General features: G+C 60.0%; 18 protein-coding genes and 2 pseudogenes. 8 read left to right on the plus strand and 12 right to left on the minus strand.

Annotated elements, in window-relative coordinates:
* Window position 1: 1 nt before the first annotated feature.
* Entirely contained in the window at window positions 2-505 is a 504-nt protein-coding gene (locus VSR34_RS14150; RefSeq protein WP_028210905.1) for a DoxX family protein, read from the plus strand.
* Window positions 502-1143, plus strand: coding sequence for a DUF1109 domain-containing protein (locus tag VSR34_RS14155; RefSeq protein ID WP_028210904.1), 642 nt, complete (start codon window positions 502-504; stop codon window positions 1141-1143). Before VSR34_RS14150 ends, VSR34_RS14155 begins: the two co-directional genes overlap by 4 nt.
* 53 nt (window positions 1144-1196) lie before the next feature.
* Here the strand turns inward: VSR34_RS14155 and VSR34_RS14160 are convergent.
* Window positions 1197-1312, minus strand: a pseudogene (locus tag VSR34_RS14160) (IS5/IS1182 family transposase); the annotation flags it as partial.
* On the minus strand, window positions 1306-1938 hold the full coding sequence (locus VSR34_RS14165; RefSeq protein ID WP_342962730.1) for a TetR/AcrR family transcriptional regulator: 633 nt from the start codon (window positions 1936-1938) through the stop codon (window positions 1306-1308). The gene VSR34_RS14165 and the pseudogene VSR34_RS14160, both read right to left, overlap by 7 nt.
* A gap of 278 nt (window positions 1939-2216) precedes the next feature.
* On the opposite strand from VSR34_RS14165, the gene VSR34_RS14170 reads away from it, so the two are divergent.
* Together VSR34_RS14170 and VSR34_RS14175 are read left to right on the plus strand one after the other, a co-directional pair.
* Complete coding sequence (locus VSR34_RS14170; RefSeq protein ID WP_028210902.1) at window positions 2217-3110, plus strand: NAD(P)/FAD-dependent oxidoreductase; 894 nt, start codon at window positions 2217-2219, stop codon at window positions 3108-3110.
* 183 nt (window positions 3111-3293) lie between these two features.
* Window positions 3294-4065 (plus strand): annotated as a pseudogene (locus VSR34_RS14175) (class I SAM-dependent methyltransferase).
* Between the two features lie 984 nt (window positions 4066-5049).
* Here VSR34_RS14175 and VSR34_RS14180 read toward each other — a convergent pair.
* The 4 genes from VSR34_RS14180 to VSR34_RS14195 all read right to left on the minus strand — a co-directional run bounded on the left by VSR34_RS14180 (window position 5050) and on the right by VSR34_RS14195 (window position 7569).
* Entirely contained in the window at window positions 5050-5259 is a 210-nt protein-coding gene (locus VSR34_RS14180) for a hypothetical protein (protein WP_342962731.1), read from the minus strand.
* 64 nt (window positions 5260-5323) lie between these two features.
* A complete protein-coding gene (locus VSR34_RS14185; RefSeq protein ID WP_342962732.1) occupies window positions 5324-5611 on the minus strand; it encodes a hypothetical protein in 288 nt (95 codons plus the stop codon).
* Window positions 5612-5768: 157 nt separating this feature from the next.
* Window positions 5769-6179 (minus strand): hypothetical protein, encoded by a 411-nt coding sequence (locus VSR34_RS14190; RefSeq protein WP_342962733.1) that lies wholly within the window; start codon window positions 6177-6179, stop codon window positions 5769-5771.
* Window positions 6180-6420: 241 nt separating this feature from the next.
* Window positions 6421-7569 carry a sensor histidine kinase gene (locus VSR34_RS14195; protein WP_028210900.1) on the minus strand — a complete coding sequence of 383 codons (1149 nt, stop codon included), beginning with the start codon at window positions 7567-7569 and terminating at the stop codon, window positions 6421-6423.
* 120 nt (window positions 7570-7689) lie between these two features.
* On the opposite strand from VSR34_RS14195, the gene VSR34_RS14200 reads away from it, so the two are divergent.
* Entirely contained in the window at window positions 7690-8787 is a 1098-nt protein-coding gene (locus VSR34_RS14200) for an IS5 family transposase (protein ID WP_342962734.1), read from the plus strand.
* Window positions 8788-9104: 317 nt separating this feature from the next.
* Window positions 9105-9551, plus strand: coding sequence for a response regulator (locus VSR34_RS14205; RefSeq protein ID WP_342962735.1), 447 nt, complete (start codon window positions 9105-9107; stop codon window positions 9549-9551).
* An 864-nt stretch (window positions 9552-10415) separates the two neighbouring features.
* Here VSR34_RS14205 and VSR34_RS14210 read toward each other — a convergent pair.
* The 5 genes from VSR34_RS14210 to VSR34_RS14230 all read right to left on the minus strand — a co-directional run bounded on the left by VSR34_RS14210 (window position 10416) and on the right by VSR34_RS14230 (window position 14566).
* The gene (locus VSR34_RS14210; protein ID WP_342962736.1) at window positions 10416-11489 is read right to left on the minus strand and encodes a porin; all 1074 of its coding nucleotides are present in this window, start codon (window positions 11487-11489) and stop codon (window positions 10416-10418) included.
* A 54-nt stretch (window positions 11490-11543) separates the two neighbouring features.
* Entirely contained in the window at window positions 11544-11774 is a 231-nt protein-coding gene (locus VSR34_RS14215; RefSeq protein ID WP_342962737.1) for a hypothetical protein, read from the minus strand.
* Window positions 11775-11894: 120 nt separating this feature from the next.
* Entirely contained in the window at window positions 11895-12956 is a 1062-nt protein-coding gene (locus VSR34_RS14220; RefSeq protein ID WP_342962738.1) for a maleylacetate reductase, read from the minus strand.
* Between the two features lie 33 nt (window positions 12957-12989).
* Window positions 12990-13583, minus strand: a complete 594-nt coding sequence (locus VSR34_RS14225; RefSeq protein WP_028210898.1) for a malonic semialdehyde reductase — start codon at window positions 13581-13583, stop codon at window positions 12990-12992.
* Between the two features lie 92 nt (window positions 13584-13675).
* Window positions 13676-14566: an intradiol ring-cleavage dioxygenase gene (locus tag VSR34_RS14230; RefSeq protein WP_028210897.1), complete on the minus strand. Its 891-nt coding sequence runs from the start codon at window positions 14564-14566 to the stop codon at window positions 13676-13678.
* A 499-nt stretch (window positions 14567-15065) separates the two neighbouring features.
* Between VSR34_RS14230 and VSR34_RS14235 the strand changes: the two genes are divergently transcribed.
* Together VSR34_RS14235 and VSR34_RS14240 are read left to right on the plus strand one after the other, a co-directional pair.
* Window positions 15066-15806, plus strand: a complete 741-nt coding sequence (locus tag VSR34_RS14235; protein WP_342962739.1) for an SDR family oxidoreductase — start codon at window positions 15066-15068, stop codon at window positions 15804-15806.
* Window positions 15807-15895: 89 nt separating this feature from the next.
* Window positions 15896-16762 (plus strand): ABC transporter substrate-binding protein, encoded by an 867-nt coding sequence (locus VSR34_RS14240; RefSeq protein WP_342962740.1) that lies wholly within the window; start codon window positions 15896-15898, stop codon window positions 16760-16762.
* Window positions 16763-16940: 178 nt separating this feature from the next.
* Here the strand turns inward: VSR34_RS14240 and VSR34_RS14245 are convergent, their stop codons facing one another.
* Window positions 16941-17738 (minus strand): FAD synthetase family protein, encoded by a 798-nt coding sequence (locus VSR34_RS14245; protein WP_051390825.1) that lies wholly within the window; start codon window positions 17736-17738, stop codon window positions 16941-16943.
* Window positions 17739-17796: the final 58 nt, after the last annotated feature.

Genomic DNA, 17796 nt, shown 5'->3' on the forward strand with positions numbered 1-17796 from the left:
CATGCAGACTCGACAAGACTCCAGACTGTCTTTTCCGGACAATGTCGCGCACGCTATTGGGTGCGCGCGACGCTTCATCGAGCGGCTCGCACACCCGTCGTTCGTGCAACTCGTGCTGCGCCTCGCGCTGGCCGTGCCTTTCTGGAAATCGGGCATCCTCAAGTGGCACGGGTTCCTGCAGCTCAACGATACGGCCATCGCGCTTTTCACCGACGAATTCAAGCTCCATCTGCCCGGGGGCCCCTATCCGTTCCCGGCGCCGGCCATCTTTGCGTTCCTCTCCGCGTGCGGCGAGGTCGGTTTCCCAGTGCTGCTTGTGCTCGGACTCGGCACGCGTTTCGCGGCCGCCGGGTTGCTGCTGATGACCTGCATCATCGAGCTGACGGTGCCGGACGGCTGGCCGATCCACATCACGTGGGCCGCCATGGCGCTCGCCATCGCTGCGTGGGGCCCCGGCGTGATATCGATCGACTACCTCCTCGGAGACCGCGCGTACCGGTCGTGAAAACGCGAGAGCTACTCACCCGGCTCGCGAGCAATGTGTCGGCCATCGAGCGCAACGCCGTCCCGAGGCTCCTCACGCGCGCGCTGCTGCACGGCCTCGCCAGTAGCGCGGTCCTGCTGGTCGCGCTGTACGGCGTGCGCAGCGATATGCCCGAACTGGTCCTCACGACGATGTTCTGGGCGCGCCTCGCGTTCCCGCTCGCGATCATCGCCGCGGCCATGAAGCTCGCCGAGCGGCTGGGCCGCCCCGGTGCGCGGCTCAAGCTCGCCTGGTTCGCGGTGGCGCTGCCGATGGCCTCGATGTTGCTCGCCGCAGGCAGCATCCTGCTCGCGACGCCGCCGGGCTACCGGCTCGAGTTGATGCTCGGCACGACCTGGCGCACGACGACGGCGAACGTCGTGCTGCTCTCGCTACCCTCGCTCGCCGCGATGATGCGCGCGATGAAGCAGCTCGCGCCGACGCGTCTCACCCTGGCCGGCGCGGGCGCGGGTCTTCTGGCCGGCGCGCAGGGATTGCTCGTCTACTCGCTGTATTGCTCGGAGATGGCGGTCCCGTTCTGGGGCGTCTGGTACGTGCTCGCGATCGCCATCACGGCTGCCATCGGCTCGGCCATCGCGCCGCATTTTCTGCGCTGGTGAGTGCTCTAAGCCACTACCATACCGATCCCTTTCCTGTGCGGCGGCTTTTGCGCTCATGCAGCGGCCTCGCGCATCAGTCGTTCGCGCGTCATCCACAGATTGCTCAGAGCGAACAGCGTGTGCAACTCTGCGGGTTCGTCATCAATCCGCGATAGCGCACCTTTAGATGCCACCGTGCGCGGCGATGAACATGGCGACGGCCGACCGGCACCAGGACTCGATTTCGTTGTCGTCAGTTGCCCTCGCCTCATCGAAGCGTGCGATAAGCAGCAGATCGCATCCTTTGAAGAGCGCGCCAAACAAGCGGGCGGACCGGTGAGCGTCGGGTACGTTCAGAATCGCTTTCGCGTGCAACTGACGCAACACGGCCTCGATTTGGGCGATGACATGGGCGGGCCCGGCTTCGTAATGGAGCTTGCTTAACGACCTTTGATTCGTCTTGTCGGCCAAAACCATGGCTTCGACACTGCGGACGTCCGGACTCAACAGCGTGCGAAGCAGCGATGATCCCACCGCCATGAGCTGATCTTCAGCCGAACCGGCGATGCCTTCGGTAAGGGTCTGCGGTGCAAACTGCTGGCAGTGGGCCGCCATGGCCGCGCTGAACAACGCCTCCTTGTTCTCGAAGTGCCGATAGATGCTGAGCTTGGATATCTTCGCGCGCTGCGCAACCTTGTCCATGGTCGTCGCTTGAAAACCCAATTCCACAAAGAGTTCGCAGGCAGCGTCGACGATCGTTTGGCGAAGCGCCTCGTTGGCGGGCCGGCCGCGCCGGCCCTGGCTATTTTCGGTCACGTCAATTCCAGTACTTGACAGTATTCAAATTCTCGAATTACGATACCGCAAAGTATCACAATGTGCAAGCCAAGGGTAGCTTTCAACCGGTTGTCCAAATGAGGTTCCCCGGGCCCCGGCGATATCGAGTGCAGCATTGTCAGGCCGATCACTACAGCCATGAGCGACTTTCTTGCCAATGTCAAAGCCCTGCTCGCTGACCGTTTCAAGCGCGTACCGCTGGACGATATTGCACACCACGCCCAGCCCCCTCCCTCCACAACACGGAGCGCATCACTATGAATGACGTCGTCATCATCGGCGGCAGCTTTGCCGGCCTCGCTGCCGCCCTGCAGCTTGGCCGTGCCCGCCGCAAGGTCATCGTTCTCGATACCGGCCGGCCGCGCAACCGCTTTGCCGGCCACTCGCATGGCTTGCTCGGCCACGATCACAAGCCGCCACTCGACATCCTGGTCGAGGCGCAGCAGCAGCTGTCGCGCTATCCAGCAATCAGGCTGGTCAATGCCCGGGCGGAGGGCGTGTCTGGCACCATCGACGATTTCTGCGTCGTCACTGACGATCACGAAAGCCTGAGGGCGCGCCGCGTGATCCTAAGCTATGGCGTCGCCGACCAGATGCCTGATGTTCCGGGCTTTGCCGAAAGCTGGGGCACGTCCATCGTGCCCTGCCCCTATTGCGACGGCTTTGAAGTCGCCGGCCAGCATTGGGGCCTCGTTTGGTCCAGCCCGCAGTCGTACCAGTCTGCCAGGCTGTTCCGCGATTGGACTGACAAGTTGACTGTCTTCACCGATGGTCATGACATTGCGCCCGATATCCTGGCCGATCTGGCGCGCCGCAACATACCTCTCGTCGATGGCCGGATCGTCGAAATCGCCCACCAGAACGGCCATATCGCCACCGTCAATCTCGATACCCGCCGCAACGTCGCGGTCGACGTCCTGTTCGCCCATCCGCGCAACAAGCCGTCCGCAAGCCTGCATGAATCACTGGGCCTCGCCACGGTCGATACGCCCACCGGCATCGTCCTCAAGGTCGACGAGCGCCGCGAAACCAGCATGCCCGGAATCTACGCCGCTGGTGACCTCGCCACACCCTTCTTGCCGTCGGTCACGCAAGCATCATCGCAGGGCGCGATGGCGGGCATCTTCGCCCAGCAGTCAATGGTGGTTTGAGAGCGCAGATTCCCTTCTCCCGTCGCGTCGTCGCCTTCAAAAGGTTGGCGCAGATCGGCGCGGTGAAGGACGAATTGTCGAGTCAAGGAGACGACATGGCAACAAAATGCAGATCAGGTCGGTGACTGGAATGGTCAAAGCGGGGAACGCTGGGTCGCCAACCAGGCCCGGCTCGACGCTATGGTGGCAGTGTTCGGTCAGGCCGCGATAGAAGCCGCCGCACCCGCGACGGGTGAGCGCGTGCTGGACATCGGCTGCGGCGCGGGCGCGTCGAGTCGGGCTCTGGCTGCCCGCGTCGGCGCGGGGGGCCAAGTGCCAGGCGTGGACATATCCGAACCGCTGATCGGTCGGGCGCGCGCTTGCGCCACAGGACACGCCGGCCCTGTTCATAGTGGCCGACGCCAGCAGCGCCGAGTTTCCCGAGGGCGCGTTCGACATCCTGTTCTCGCGTTTCGGGGTGATGTTCTTCGACGATCCGACAGGGGCGTTCGCCCATATGCGACGCGCGCTCCGGCCGGGCGGGCGGGTCGCTTTCGTCTGCTGGCGCGGCGCGGCCAAGAACGATTGGATGCGCCTGCCGGTGGGCGCGCTCAAGGGCATCGTCCCGCCGACCGCGCTGCCCGATCCCGAAGCGCATGCCCCGTTTTCGTTCGGCGACCGGGGGCGCGTTGCGCGCATCCTGACGGCGGCCGGCTTCACCGATATCGCTATCGCGCCGTTCGACGCTTCCGTCGCGTTCGGCGAGGGCAGGACGCGTGACGCTGCGATTGACGACGCGGTGAAGATGACGCTCGAGGTCGGCCCGCTTTCGCGTGCGCTCGCTGATCAGCCCGACGACATCCGCGCCCGCGCCTCGGCCGCAGTTCGTGCCGCCTTCGCAGGCCTCGCCGGCGAGCGATCGGTGATGATCGACGGCGCGGCGTGGATCGTCATGGCACGCAATCCGGCAAGCTGACAGGAATGAACAGGGTCGACGCCCCCGCTCGGTAGAGCTGGGCGTCGTTGGCCGCTCAGATTGATGTCCCTTGTGGCCGATGAACGAGCGCTCGCCTAGTGACAATCAGATGGCCGGTTGCGAAGCAGAGCCGACGCCTGCGCGGCCTGCCGGCGGCGCATGTGACCGGCAGTTTGTGGTCGATCCCGGTCCGACGTTGAGCTTGCGGAGTAGGCCGCCCTTGATCAGTCCGCGTCGGGCAGAACTCGACCCGAAGCGGACGTTAGATCTTCCCAAAAGCGGCCGTTGATCCGTTCGAAGCGCTAGCGAAGAATCGCTTCGCCGGTCACGTAGTCAAACCGATAGATGGTCTGATTGAAATCTACCGCCTCGATATAGTCGGGTAGCAAGCGAAAGCCTTCGGAAAATATGTCGGCGCCGGAGCCTGCCAGACCAGATCGCCATGCAGTGAGAGGCGTGCAATCTCCAGTTCCCCATGCGAAATGAGCGCAGCCCGCTCGCTGTCCCAGTAGACACCAAAGCACGTCGCTGTATCGACACGAGTTGACCAGATTAACCGATATGGAAACTCCAACGACAGGCACGCTAGATGATCACCGACAGCCAAGTAAAGCTTGTCATGAATCACCAAAGCCGAACGCTCATGCACCGCAGAGCATCCGCCACCGGCACCAACGACCATAATGCCGCGGCTGTTTAGCTCGACCCCATGGATCGACGTAAGCGAGTCGTTTGTAAGACGTGCTTCGAACGGGTACGAACGCACATTGTCTTGTGACCCGAATGAGTATGTCGCCTCATTCACAATTCTGAGCGAACCATATTGCGTGTCTATTTGCATCTTCCGTTCTCGTTTGCCGACCAGCGGGTCGCCGTCGCGGGGCGATTGTCAGCGAATCCAGCCGCGACATCGAGCGACCACACCTGGCCGACCGGCGCCCGATGCAATAGGCCGAGGCCCAACCCGCTGCGACCGCAAGTTGGTCAGCAGAAGTAAAAGGCGATTTCGCCAATGATCTTCGCGTCAGATTCAGAAACGTTGCCAGACATGAAGGGTGTCAATTGGACAAGGATGGCCTTCGCTGGGATGTCATCCCTACTCACCAAGGATTGCAGCTCATCACGAGTCTTGGGATCGGTCACGTAGGTTTCAACCAACTGGAGCAAATTCCGCCGAAGTTCTTCGACTGTCATTTTTAAAGTCGCAAGTGGGGCAGTCGAGTGACCGAAATTGGCCGCACTCAGCTGGGATGATCAGTCACGTCACAAGGCGAGACCACAGCACTTCAAACGCTTTTATCGTCGTTTCCCGTGCTTCGAACTGCGGGTCGGCGTTTATCTCGGTCAATGAGGGCACCGGCAGCAATCCGAGTTGTGTCCCCAACGCCGATCGCTTTCCGTCTGCAAATCCAACTCGCCCGTCGCGAAAGAATTCAAGTTTACAAATCTCATAGCGATTCCGGTCGAGGACGGACACGAGACGGACTGGCTCCGCGTCGAAGTCGTGCTTCCACGCGACGTCGATTGCTATCAACCCATCTTCCATTCGCTCTCTCCGCACGTGTCGAAGGATTTTCTAGTGGTGCTCCGTCGTCGGATTGTCGACGATTCCAGCACTGAGTGCCAGTGACCGGTCATGGCCGCACGCCGACCAACAATGCCGTACCGGCGGCCGGCGACGTGTCGACGGCGCACGACAATCCTTAGCCTCGAGACTCTCCGATGACTTGGTCGCGATATTTCCGCCACTTCTCCAGCCCGGTGGCAGGGTGCTCGGATTGGTCGAGCAAGCTACTGTCTGAAAGGTCTATGGCCTGGCAGGAAAGGCGCTCGCAGAGCTGAAGGATTCCACCGATGATCTCTGTGCTCGCCCGTACGTGAAGAGCTAGGCTTCGCACCGAATCGTCCTTTCCGAGGTTGAACTCAATCGAGCCGAACTCGCCGTCGTAGATGCCCCAGCCGGGATCATTCCAGTTTGTGCCTGGAAAAACCTCTGATAGAGCGATTTGGACTTCGGAACGAGACCCTAGCGAACGTGGCTGCTCGTCGCCGGGAATCTCCTCGATTCGGCGATAACATCGGGTGAATTTGTACAGCGAGACGTCCCAGCTCATGTTGGATGCTCCGGTGAGACTATCGGCGGCGGACGGGGCAATTGTCCGCGATTCACGCCCTCATGTCGAACGGCCGCTTCTGGCCGGCCAGCGCCCGACGATCAAGTGTGGCGATCGCGCGCAACATCAATGGCTGTTTCCAGGGATGAAACGGCCTTGTCGGTCGCGCCAGATCAATGGGCGCTCGCTGTCCAGCGTGTGCTCGCGAGGACCACCGTCCAACACTGGTTCTCGCTGCGACTCAATCTGAGCGCCCTGGTTCTACGGTTCCATTCGCACGAGGGAGTGTGACTGAAAAGTTGGTTTCCGTCTCATCGGACCGCGCTTCGATGACTCCATGGTGGGCCTTGGCGATTTCGCTTGCAATATACAGTCCCAGTCCGAGATTACCCGCCGTCTCGTGTACGCCCTGACGGTCTGCCCCCCGCGTCAGGGGATTGAAGATCTGCGCCAGCACGGTGCTCTCAATGGCAGGTCCGCGATTGTTGACGTCGAACCGGACATGCGATACGTCGCCAGTCACAGTCACGCGCACGGGAGTATCCTGCGCTCCATACTTGATGGCGTTGAAAACCAGGTTTCCAAGCAATTGCTGCAGGCGCCGGCCGTCCCAGACCCCCTGCGGATCACCGCTCACGTGTAGCTCAATCTGCCTGTCAGGAAAAATTGCACGCAACTCATCCACCTCCTCAGCAAAGACATCCGCCAGATTGATGCTCGAGGGGATCACCTTAATGCCCAAGCCCAGGTTGGTTCGGTTGAAATCGGTCAGGTCATCAAGCAACGCCTGGATCCGCGCTCCGCTCCGTATCAGGCGGGCGGCGGCGACCGAAACGCGCTCCCCGTCATTCAGTCTCGCCAGATACGAAGCAGTCACCAGAATCGCCTGAAGAGGGCCTCGCATGTCGTGTCCCAACATGCCAAGCAGAAGGTTACGGCTCTGGTCCACCTGTGCACTGAAAAAGCCGACCGATTCGGCAATCGCCTGATCGATCGCTTCGTTAAAACGAACGACGTCGTCCAAATCAGGCGCTTCGGGGGCGCAGTCGTCCATCCACAAGCGCAGTACGCTTGCGCGCAGGGCGCGATATTCGGCGGCAAGTTGGTTGATTTTGAAACCGGCCCGGGCTCTCAACACCGCATGCGTTTGCGCGGCTGTTTCGGTCGCGTCGATCGGATTGGAGCTGCGCCCCAAGGATTTTTCGCGTTGAGCTTCCCTGGTCTGCGAGGTCCGCAGGTCCTGTACTACCGCGAGAAGGATGGACTGCGCGTGGTCACGTAATGCCAGCGATTCCATGTTTTCCGCCGCCGGCAGGAGGGTTGCGGCGAACGCCTCCCATTGCTCCAGGATCGGCTCCATGTCTCGTAGGATAAAGTCGGCAAGGCGCATGAAGGCATCTCCGAACAGGAAACGGGGCCTTAACAGGTTGCTGAAGTACCGCTGAAAGACGTCATCGCGCAGAGTTCGTGAAGCGTTGATAGATGAACCACCACTTGCCCACTGGAAATCATGCGCGGCGCCGACACGTTCACCGAGAGTCTGTTTTCCGTGCGCAAGCTGGATGACTTCGTCCCGAAGTCGCATCCATTGCGTTCGATCCGCGTGATGGCGAACGAAGCGCTGGCGAGGATGGATCGACTATTCGGCGAGATGTACGAAGCGGACATAAAAGGTGGACGGCCGAGCATCGCGCCAGAGAAGTTGCTGCGAGCCATGCTAATCCAGGTGCTCTATAGCATTCGCTCAGAGCGCCAACTGATGGAGCAGGTTCAATATAACCTGCTTTTTCGCTGGTTCATCGGCCTGGCAATGGATGACGAGGTGTGGGTGCCCACGGTTTTCACGAAGAACCGCGAACGCCTGATCAAACACGACGCCGTCATCGAATTCTTCAACGAAGTGGTGGCCATTGCCGAAAAGAAGTGCCTGCTCTCGGGTGAACACTTCAGCGTCGACGGCACGCTGATTCAGGCGTGGGCTGGACACAAGAGCTTCATACGCAAGAATGGGGGCGATCAGGACAACGACGGTGGCGGCGCGGGCGATTTCAAGGGCGAAAAACGTAGCAACGAGACACATCAGTCGAAGACCGATCCAGATGCGCAGCTCTATCGCAAAGGCAAAACGGCCAGCGAATTGCGGTACATGGGCCATACGCTGACCGATAACCGTCACGGCCTGGTGGTCAACGCGCGCGTGACACGTGCCGACGGGCATGCCGAGCGTGAAGCGGCAAAGATCATGATCCATGACGCACGGCAAGCGGTACAGGATCCGAACGTAGAAATTACGTTGGGTGCAGACAAGGGTTACGATGCCCAGGAATTCATCGAGGCGTGCCAACAGATGAAGGTCACACCGCACGTTGCGCAAAACACCTCGGGGCGGCGTTCGGCAGTGCCCGATATGATTGCATCGAGCGCGGGCTACGCCATTTCGCAGCAAAAGCGCAAGTTGATCGAACAGGGTTTCGGCTGGGCCAAGACCGTGGGCCGCATGCGCCAGGTGATGGTGCGTGGTTTGAAGAAGGTGGACCAGATGTTCGTGTTGAACATGGCAGCGTACAACCTTGTGCGCATGCGATCGCTGGCACAAGTCCGTCCGTAATGGCGGTAAGCGCGACAACGAGGCCAAAAATTAGCCTCAAGCCGCCGAAAGAACGTTGAATCCGCGTTGAGATTGCACAATGCGAAAGTTTGCGACCGGCGAGCGCGTAAATCGAGGAGCGCCGCTTCCGGTGGGGGGTGTATTTCCGCAACCTGTTAAGGGCCGGCAGCGTACAGATCTTACGCGCACTTCGCGCGAACGCCGATCGGAACAAACCCCGCTGAGGGCGACCGTTTCGGCACGCGCGTTTCCCGCCATCGCTCCCTGCTACAACGGGAACAGCTAATGCGCTCCTTCCTTTTCACCCGATTGAAGGCATGGATCGAACATGGTGCCCCCCCCCCGCCACCCGCTGGACACCGCGCACTCTCTCTCGAAAACAGTCGAGCCGCCCGCGTCGGCTGCTTGTCGTCGACGATGAGCAGGCAGGGGCTGAAGCGATCGTCGCGTCGCTTTCCATGTCGGGGTATGAGGTTCAATTCGTCCTGAGCGGGCAGGCCGCCATGCACATCCTCGCTGCCTGGACGCCTGAGATCGCAGTGCTGGACATCAACATGCCAGGCATGGACGGATTTGCAGTCGCACGGCAGTTGCGCCACGACAAGCGGACGCAGCATATCGCCATTGTAGCTTTTACCGCCCAGGACGAAGTCGCCGTGCGGGCTGCGGGGATCGCGGCCGGGTTTGACGGGTACTGCCAAAAGGGCGCAGCCTCCGATTCACTGCTGCGTCTACTCGAACAGATTGCCGAAATGCCACACTGAAGAAATTCCCGGTGCTCCGCAATCCCCAATGCGCAAGGCGCGGGACGAACAGGCGCACAAAAGGTGGTTGAACTGAGTGCAACGGAATTTGAAATGTCAACCGCGAAACTCGGTCAAATGGCCGAAATTGGCCGTCTGTTGCCGCAGGCCTACTCGGTTCCGTCAATCGCCGATGCAGCGAGCACAGAGTCTTTATACATACTTGCGTCGAAAACGAACGATCCTAACGCCTCAACAGTCATCAAGTCAGATTCGCTTGTCTGGTAGGCGAAGCTTACCCATCTGTAGGATTCGAGTTCGCGCCGCACAAGAACCGAATATGCACCGCATGCGACGTCGCCTCACTCTGGACAGATTTTTTTGTGGAGTTCACCAATTGATGTCGCTGTTTTGCAACCAATTCTTGTCGTTTTGAGCCGAGAAATCCGCCACCCACAGCGCGTAATGGCAGGAAGGACAAGCAATTCCTGTCGTTTTGATACATGACCGCTTAAAAAACGTTGTTCCAGCCCTTTATTCCCCGGCAGCGCTCGTAATCTTTAACACTCACGGCCACTGCCTATATGCGAGTGATCGACCTCGAGGTCAGATCGCGTCACCACGTCATCGCCGCCTCGATTTACAAACATAGGATTACGAACTATAAAGTTTGGCTGACTGCAATCGCAACGTCAAATGGACATCGGAACGGTCAGTGCATGCCCCCCTCCGCGTCCACCCTGACCCAGTTGGGTCGCCATCCTTCCGGGATCCATTCCCATTCACACCGGCAGGCCCCGTGGCGCGCCGGAAGCGAATCCTGGGTGACAAAAGAAGGCCTACCCCAACAGGCGCGCAAGCCGCCCCACCGTGTATCGAACGACCCTAGAACGTGTGCCTTATGCCAACGTTTCCCCCGACCGTCGTGCCCGACACTCCACGCAACAAGCTCAGATCGGATACGGCAAGACCGGTCCTCATGTTGCCGTGATTGGAGACAACGCCGACCTGCAGATATAGTGCCGTGCGCCGGGACAAAAAGTAGTCCGTTCCCGCTGCCACCATCAACGAGTGGTTCGCAGTGGCATCGCGGTCGCTCGTGTACCACGCGCCCGTATTCACGTCGAGGAAAGGTGTGACCTGATATCGGATACCGCCTCCGTAGACGTTGTTATTGTTCGACCGTGCGACCTTGTAGTTGACAAAGGCCCCTCTTATGGTCAAGGACCCGATCGTATAGCTTCCACCGAGCGTTCGCCCCTCGAACTGAACCGTGCTCGGGATCGGGGTCTGGACTGTTCCGCCCGCGTTGCCGTCGTATATCGCTGCATTGATTTCAGCGGCGCCATTTTGATACTTCAAACTCGCCGACCATTGCCGTCCTGCAGAAAAATCGCCGGCTTGACCGCCCAGTGCAAGCATGACGCTGCCCTGAAAACCTGCCGCGGGAGGGCTCGTATAGGACACCGCATTGGAATTGAACGCCCCCGTAACGAAGACGTTGTTGCAGTACACCACGAGCCCGCTGCCGAATTCCGAAAACTGACGTGGGTCCGAGTCGTACAACGCGAGATAAAACGGGGAAAACTGGACGCCGCCCTTGACCATGCCCAATGGGCTGTCGATGCCGATCCATGCTTGTTGTCCGAACAAATTTCCGTTGGAGCTCTTGAACCCACCGTTGGCAATGCTGATCCCACTCGCGAGCGTGAACTCCGCCCTCACCCCTGAACCAAGGTCCTCTCTGCCAACCATGCCAAACGATGACGGACCCACGCCACTATCGACCAGCGCATACTTGTGTCCGGCGTTGCCTCCTTTTGAATTCGCAACCTTGCTGGAATATTCCAGCCCCGCATCCACGAGCCCATACAGCGTGACACCCGATTGTGCGTAGGCAACAAGTGAATCGAGCAACAGCATGAAGAAGCACAACAATCTCACCCTGATGCGTCCCATCTCGATACCTCCTTTCGGTTATCATCTGTAATCCTTACCAATCAACATGAATATTCAATATTGCGAAACGAGCAGAATGTCGTGGAAAAGCAGACCGTCGGTTGATGGTGAGGCGGTTTCCGTGGCGCGTTGCTGCTCGCCGCGCGCATTCCCTATACGGAATCGACCGCGGGACAGAGTTGAGATCGAAAATACTGTTCGCCCCAAACCGGAAATCGGGCGATGGCCAACGGAGAGGGCCAGGCTGGTACCTAATCCACGTCCTTGATCAATGTGAAATTCCATGCCCGACTCACAGGGGCACACGGCGTCAGCCTCCTGCGTAGGCGCCCCGGACGCAACACCGCGATCAGAGTCGCATCGACCACGCGCCGCGCTACGACTCAGACGTCTCCTTCAAACACGTCAGAGCCCTGCACCGGCCCACGCGCGCTCGAGCAGATTGCTCAATGGGCCGACTTCGATGGGACGTGGATTAGCATAAGGATTCGTGAGTGCCTGCTCGATCGCATAGGCAATGCCATCATGCGGCATACCGATGTCGCGTAGCGCCAGTGGAATACCACAGTCGTGTCCCAGCCGCAGGAGCGCTCCAGCAGCATCATCGGAACCGATTGCGCGACATAGGCGCGTCATGGCCTCTGGGACCATCGGCGCATTGTGGGCAAGCGCGTAGGGCAATACGATGGCATGCGTCTGCGCGTGCGGTAGATCGAACAAACCGCCCAGCGTATGGCACAGCTTGTGATGTAGACCCATTGTGGTCACACCGAGGCAGCAGGCGCAAAGCCACGCTCCGTATAGCAGCGATGCGCGCGCCTCCGGGTTGGTCGGTTCTTTCAGTACCTTCGGCAGCGCTGCCACGATCGCGCGAACCCCGTCCTCGGCCATCATCTCAACTATTGGATTGCTGTCGGGCGCATAGAGTGCCTCGACAGCGTGCGCGAGTGCGTTGAATGCGGACAGTGCCGACATCAGCGGCGCAAGGGTAAGCGTAAGGTCCACATCGTAAATCACGACCTCGGGCTGGATCTTCGGGCTGCGCTGAGTCGTCTTGCGGCGATCCTGCGTCTCGCCGAGAATCGGCGTCATTTCGGAGCCCGCATAGGTAGTCGGAAGCACGATCTGTGGCAGATCAGTGCGCAGTGCGATAGCTTTGCCTAGCCCGGTCGCGGACCCGCCCCCCGCCGAGACGACGCCGTCGATCCGCTCCGCCGCGACGAGTTCCAGCGCCTGTTTAGTCACCTCGATCGGCGTGTGGATCGTCGCAAGACCAAATATCCCGGCTGCGCGATCACCGAGGAACTTTCGGACACGTTCCGCCAGGCCGACCTGCTCCGGGGTCGACAATACCAGCAGGCGCCGCAAGCCCAGCCGCTCCGCCTCTGCGGGCAGAGCGGCAATCGTGCCACGGCCGAAGACGACCCTCGCTGGGAGCATCTGGTAGACAAAAGAACCCTTCATCATTCTGTTTCCCCGATATATCGCACAGCGGTGCACTCACAGGAATTGGCATGCCTCTTGGAGCGAAAGGCGCGGCAATCGCTCGAGCACCTTGCCCGGATCGCCATAACCAATGTTGCAAAGGAAGTTCACCTTGATATCGCCTTCCGGGAAGAACTCGTCGTTGATTTTCTGATCATCAAAGCCCGACATAGGGCCGCAGTCCATCCCAAGCGCGCGTGCAGCGACAATCAGATACGCGCCCTGCAGGGTGCCGTTGCGAAATGCCGTGCTCTTGATCAGATCCGCCTTACCTTCGAACATCGTGTGAGCATCGGCGCGATGCGGAAACAACTTCGTCAAGTGGTCGTAGAAGCGATGATCGTGCGCGACGATGACGCACACCGGCGCGGCGCGTGTCTTTTCGACGTTCCCCGGCGCCAGCGCCGGCAGCAAGCGCGCCTTCGCTTCGGGTGTACGCAGGAACACGAAGCGCGCCGGCGAAGTGTTCATGCTCGTTGGGCCATATTTGGCCAGGTCGTAGAGCGAGTGCAATAGCTCGTCAGCCACTGGCCTGTCGAGCCAGCCGTTTTGAGTACGGGCGCCGCGGAAAAGCGTGTCGAGTTCGACTGAAACCGGCTGTTTGATCATGTTCGTCATCCTGATTAGAGAGAAGAAATTCGCTCGCGCAAGACGTCGCAGACGGCGATACGTCAACACGAGCCCTGCGGCCGGCAGACTCCCTACGCCGCGTTGCTCCGATGCGGGACCGCAGCCGCGGCGCGATTGAGGACGAAATTGAAGTCGAGCGTGCTGAACGGTGTATCGACTCTAGTGCCATCAGGCGCCGTGCCGCGCTCGTGGTGTTTCCAGTCGGCTATCAATGAAGAGCGCACCCCGAACACGGCATCGGAATCGAGGTAGCGGTCGCCTTCGCGAAATACATGGGTAATGAGCCGTTCATAGCCCGGGGCCTCGATCATGAAGTGCAGATGAGCTGGACGCCAGGGATGCCGCCCGAGTGCCTTCAGCATGCGCCCAACGGGACCGTCGTACGGGATTGGATAGGATTCAGCCGTAATTGAACGGAAGTGGAACGATCCGTCCTTGAGGCTGCGCAGCGATCCACGGGCTTTGCTCTCTGCGCCATCGTGCTGAATGTCGTAAAAGCCCTCGGAATCCGCCTGCCACACCTCGATATGCGCGTTCGGCACCGGTTCCCCGGCGAGGCCCATCACCCGCCCGCTCACGAAGCACGGCTCTCCCTTAGCCCCATTGGCGACGTCGCCGCCATTCTCATAACGAGGTGCATTGGAGACAAAAAACGGTCCAAACACCGTCGATTCCGTGCAGCCAGCTGGCTTGCGGTTGTTGAGCGCCGTGACGAGCATGGACAGGCCTAGCGCGTCGGAAAGCAGGACGAACTCTTGCCGCTTTTCATCGGTGATATGGCCAACATCCGTGAGGAACTGGATTCCCTGGTATAGCTCATCTTCGGTCAGAGCCACGTCGCGTGCGAATGCGTGCAGATGCTGGATGGCGCCCGTCATGATTTGCTTGAAGCGCGGATCTTCGGCGTGCGCGTGATACGCAAGGGCAATTTTCGTAATGGTGTCTTCGTTGACGTTTCGCATGCATCCTCCAAATGGTAGGGAATTGGAACAAAGATATATCCAACCGCCGGCATCCACCTCATGCCACCGCGGAATAGTATCCATGACCCGGAATACATAGAGTCCGGTTATTAAACGGTGTACTGTTGGCTCCAATAAAACATACAGGCTTCAAAGCCGGTCCGCTTGCACGGCTGTCACTCGTCGCGGCACGTGCCGGCTATATCGGTGTATTCAAAGGATAAAGAGTCGGCGTTGCCTCTACAGCATCACATGCCGAAGATGAAATCCGTACAAAAAAAATACAGGCAATGAGCAGTTGCGCCATTCTGGATCGCAGGGGAAGGTAGTTTTGTCATTTTTTAATTCACCGGAGAGGAGTTATCTTGCCAATTCGAGTAATGGATCCGACTTATATGGGAAGCGATTCCCGCGAAAAACTGGTCGCCTTTGTTGCCGATCAGCAAAAACGTCCTGCAGAGAAAGCGTATCAGACCAGCCCTGACCCGGAGGTGATCTCATGCCCGTCGCACTAGTCACAGGAGCCAGCCGCGGCATTGGCGCGGCTATCGCTTTGACCCTTGCCAAAGAGGGACACCGCGTAGTCGTCAATCATCGCAACAGTGCGCCCCTCGCCGAAGACGTCGTCGGAACCATAGTCGCGGCAGGCGGCGAAGCGGTGGCGATCAAAGGCGATGTAACGGAGCCCGCCGATGTCACGGCCATGGTCGATGAAATCACCCAGCGGTGGGGCGGCGTCGACATTCTCGTGCACAACGCGTTGACGCCCTATGCCATCACCTCGTTCGCCGACCTGACCTGGGAGCAACTCGGAGACAAACTCGACAGCGAACTGCGCGCCGCCTTCCTGACAACGAAAGCGGTCGTGCCTGGCATGATGTCCCGCAGTCACGGGCGGTTGATCTATCTGAGTGCATTGCTGTCGCGTCGTCCGCGTGTGGGGATGATCACGCTCGGCACCGCCAAGGCCGCCATGGACCAGTTTGTCCGGTACATTGCACTCGAACTGGCGCCGCATGGAATCACGGCCAACATCGTTGCACCGACCACCGTGGAGGGCGCCACCGCGACGGAGCGGATCTCGCCCGACCGGTTGCGCGCGATCGCCGCCGCCATACCGATGCAACGACTTGCCAATCCGAATGAAGTGGCAAGCACGGTGGCGTTCCTCGCAGGCGAGGGTGCGGGTTTCACCACCGGTCACTACCTTCCGGTCAGTGGTGGCCTTGGCATGGACTGAACCCGGCGAATACGGGATTCGTTACCCGACGGCGAGCGCGCTGCGCTCGCCAATGCATCTAATCAACCTGATACAGGAGTGAATTGCCCATGCTCTCGATTGACTTGACTTATGTGGGGAGTGGTATTCACGAAGAACTGATCGCGCATGTCGCCGATCAGGAGGGCTATTTTGAAGACGAAGGCGTGCACGTCGCACTCCGTGACGGAGCGGTCTGGCCGACTGAACGCGTGCGCGGCGGCGCGACCATCGGCCTGGGCCGGGCTCTGCTGTCCCGAATGACCAACGGCATCCCGTGGACCGTGCTCGCCGCCAACACCCATCGTCCGCTGTTCTGGTTTCTCGCGCGCGGCGATATCAAATCGATGGACGATCTTCGCGGGCGCCGACTCGCCGTCCATGGCGCCCGCACCGCCCCCGGGTGTTTCGCGCGAATCGTTCTTCGCAAGCACGGACTGGATCCCGATCACGACGTGCAGTGCGTGGAGCGGATCCCTGCCGACTATCAAATGGATCTTCGGCGCCTACGTGATGGTTCGATCGATGCGGCCTACGTGGGTAGCACGCTGGCGCCCGAACAAATCGCCGCGGAAGAAGGCCTTACGCTGCTATCCTGGGTGGGAGACCATTTCCAGATCCCCACGGTGGGCATTGCTGTGGACCGTTCGCGCATTGCGCTCGACGATCCCGCCCTTCAGGCCGTGGTTCGGGCAAACAAGCGTGCCCTTCGGACCATCGCCGAGCAACCGCGCGTGGCTGTCAAGCACATCGCGTCACTCCTGAATCGGTTGACGATGGAAGAAGCACAGCAGCACTACGAGCGTTACGTTCGCCCCTGGTTCACCGGTGACGGCAAGGTGAACCCCGAGGCGGTTCGGGAAGGCGTCGCTGCGGTCGCCGCCGAACTCGGTGTATCCGCGGCAGATGCAGACCAGATGTACCTCCCTGCCCTTTAGTGCCGTTATTCTATTGATCGGGGCAGGTTCGTGGTCCGCCGTCGCTTCTTCTGGAGCAACGGCGGACTGATCGCTTCGGCGTTCCAATGGTTCCAACCCATCAACACTCGTATCCAGCGACGATACAGCGTAGTCGGAAACCGCATTGGCCGTAGCGCAAGGCAGCGTCGGCCCGGCTTCATGCCGGGACCTCCTCATCTCGAATCATCTCGAGCACGTCGAGAAATTGCACCGTGACATGGAGACCCGGTTCGAAATCGGAGCGCGAAGCAAAACAGCGGTGTAACCCACGCTCGTTCGCTATGCCCACACTTGCCTGCAGCGTCGCGTTGCATCCGTGACGTAGAAGAACCGAATACCGTCCGGCAGGAGGGATACACATCCCCCTCGGCAAGAATAATTCTCCATCGGGTCCCGTTTCGCATTCCAGCTCATGATGCCGTCCCAGCAATTGGGCAGAGCGCCGCATATCGCCTTCGAGAATCAGACGGCGAATGAGCGTCGACGAAGCGGGTTTCGTGTCCACTGCGGGACGCAAATCCACAGGATGGACGCTGAAATTCGCGGACTGTCCAAGTCTCCCAAGATGCTCGACTGTCCCTACGCGACCCTTTCCGCAAACGAAATTTGCGCCGACCACCAGCGCCCGCATCCCCAGTTGCCCGATGAGCGTATTTCGTACGAAATCGTCCGCCGCCTGCTCCCGCTGACTCCGATCGAAGGGTATCAGGTATGTACGATCGACGCATCCTGTCGATTGCAGCAGCTCCAGCCTTCGCTGTACGCTGACAAGCATGGCCGGCGCACTTGCCGGTCGCAGCACACTACGCGGATGCGGGTCAAATGTCACGACGGCCGCCTGCAATCCAAGATCGCTCGCCGTTTCTCGCAAGGTCTGCAACACGCGCCGATGACCGTCATGGACCCCGTCGAAAACGCCAATCGAAATCACGCATCCTTGCTTCTGTATCTTCATGATCTCGCTCCATGACGGGTGATGGAGCCGATCATAGAAGGCAATCGGGGCCCGGGCC

It is taken from the genome of Paraburkholderia sp. JHI2823 (assembly GCF_038900695.1).
Lineage (GTDB): Bacteria > Pseudomonadota > Gammaproteobacteria > Burkholderiales > Burkholderiaceae > Paraburkholderia > Paraburkholderia mimosarum.

Coding starts and splice junctions, on each gene's coding strand:
- VSR34_RS14170 (WP_028210902.1), top strand. CDS start 2,217: ATGAATGACGTCGTCATCATCGGCGGCAGCTTTGCCGGCCTCGCTGCC.
- VSR34_RS14215 (WP_342962737.1), bottom strand. CDS start 11,774: ATGGAATTTCACATTGATCAAGGACGTGGATTAGGTACCAGCCTGGCC.
- VSR34_RS14195 (WP_028210900.1), bottom strand. CDS start 7,569: ATGCGCCTTGCCGACTTTATCCTACGAGACATGGAGCCGATCCTGGAG.
- VSR34_RS14210 (WP_342962736.1), bottom strand. CDS start 11,489: ATGGGACGCATCAGGGTGAGATTGTTGTGCTTCTTCATGCTGTTGCTC.
- VSR34_RS14150 (WP_028210905.1), top strand. CDS start 2: ATGCAGACTCGACAAGACTCCAGACTGTCTTTTCCGGACAATGTCGCG.
- VSR34_RS14185 (WP_342962732.1), bottom strand. CDS start 5,611: ATGGAAGATGGGTTGATAGCAATCGACGTCGCGTGGAAGCACGACTTC.
- VSR34_RS14225 (WP_028210898.1), bottom strand. CDS start 13,583: ATGATCAAACAGCCGGTTTCAGTCGAACTCGACACGCTTTTCCGCGGC.
- VSR34_RS14180 (WP_342962731.1), bottom strand. CDS start 5,259: ATGACAGTCGAAGAACTTCGGCGGAATTTGCTCCAGTTGGTTGAAACC.
- VSR34_RS14220 (WP_342962738.1), bottom strand. CDS start 12,956: ATGATGAAGGGTTCTTTTGTCTACCAGATGCTCCCAGCGAGGGTCGTC.
- VSR34_RS14240 (WP_342962740.1), top strand. CDS start 15,896: ATGCTCTCGATTGACTTGACTTATGTGGGGAGTGGTATTCACGAAGAA.
- VSR34_RS14200 (WP_342962734.1), top strand. CDS start 7,690: ATGCGCGGCGCCGACACGTTCACCGAGAGTCTGTTTTCCGTGCGCAAG.
- VSR34_RS14190 (WP_342962733.1), bottom strand. CDS start 6,179: ATGAGCTGGGACGTCTCGCTGTACAAATTCACCCGATGTTATCGCCGA.
- VSR34_RS14230 (WP_028210897.1), bottom strand. CDS start 14,566: ATGCGAAACGTCAACGAAGACACCATTACGAAAATTGCCCTTGCGTAT.
- VSR34_RS14205 (WP_342962735.1), top strand. CDS start 9,105: ATGGATCGAACATGGTGCCCCCCCCCCGCCACCCGCTGGACACCGCGC.
- VSR34_RS14245 (WP_051390825.1), bottom strand. CDS start 17,738: ATGAAGATACAGAAGCAAGGATGCGTGATTTCGATTGGCGTTTTCGAC.
- VSR34_RS14235 (WP_342962739.1), top strand. CDS start 15,066: ATGCCCGTCGCACTAGTCACAGGAGCCAGCCGCGGCATTGGCGCGGCT.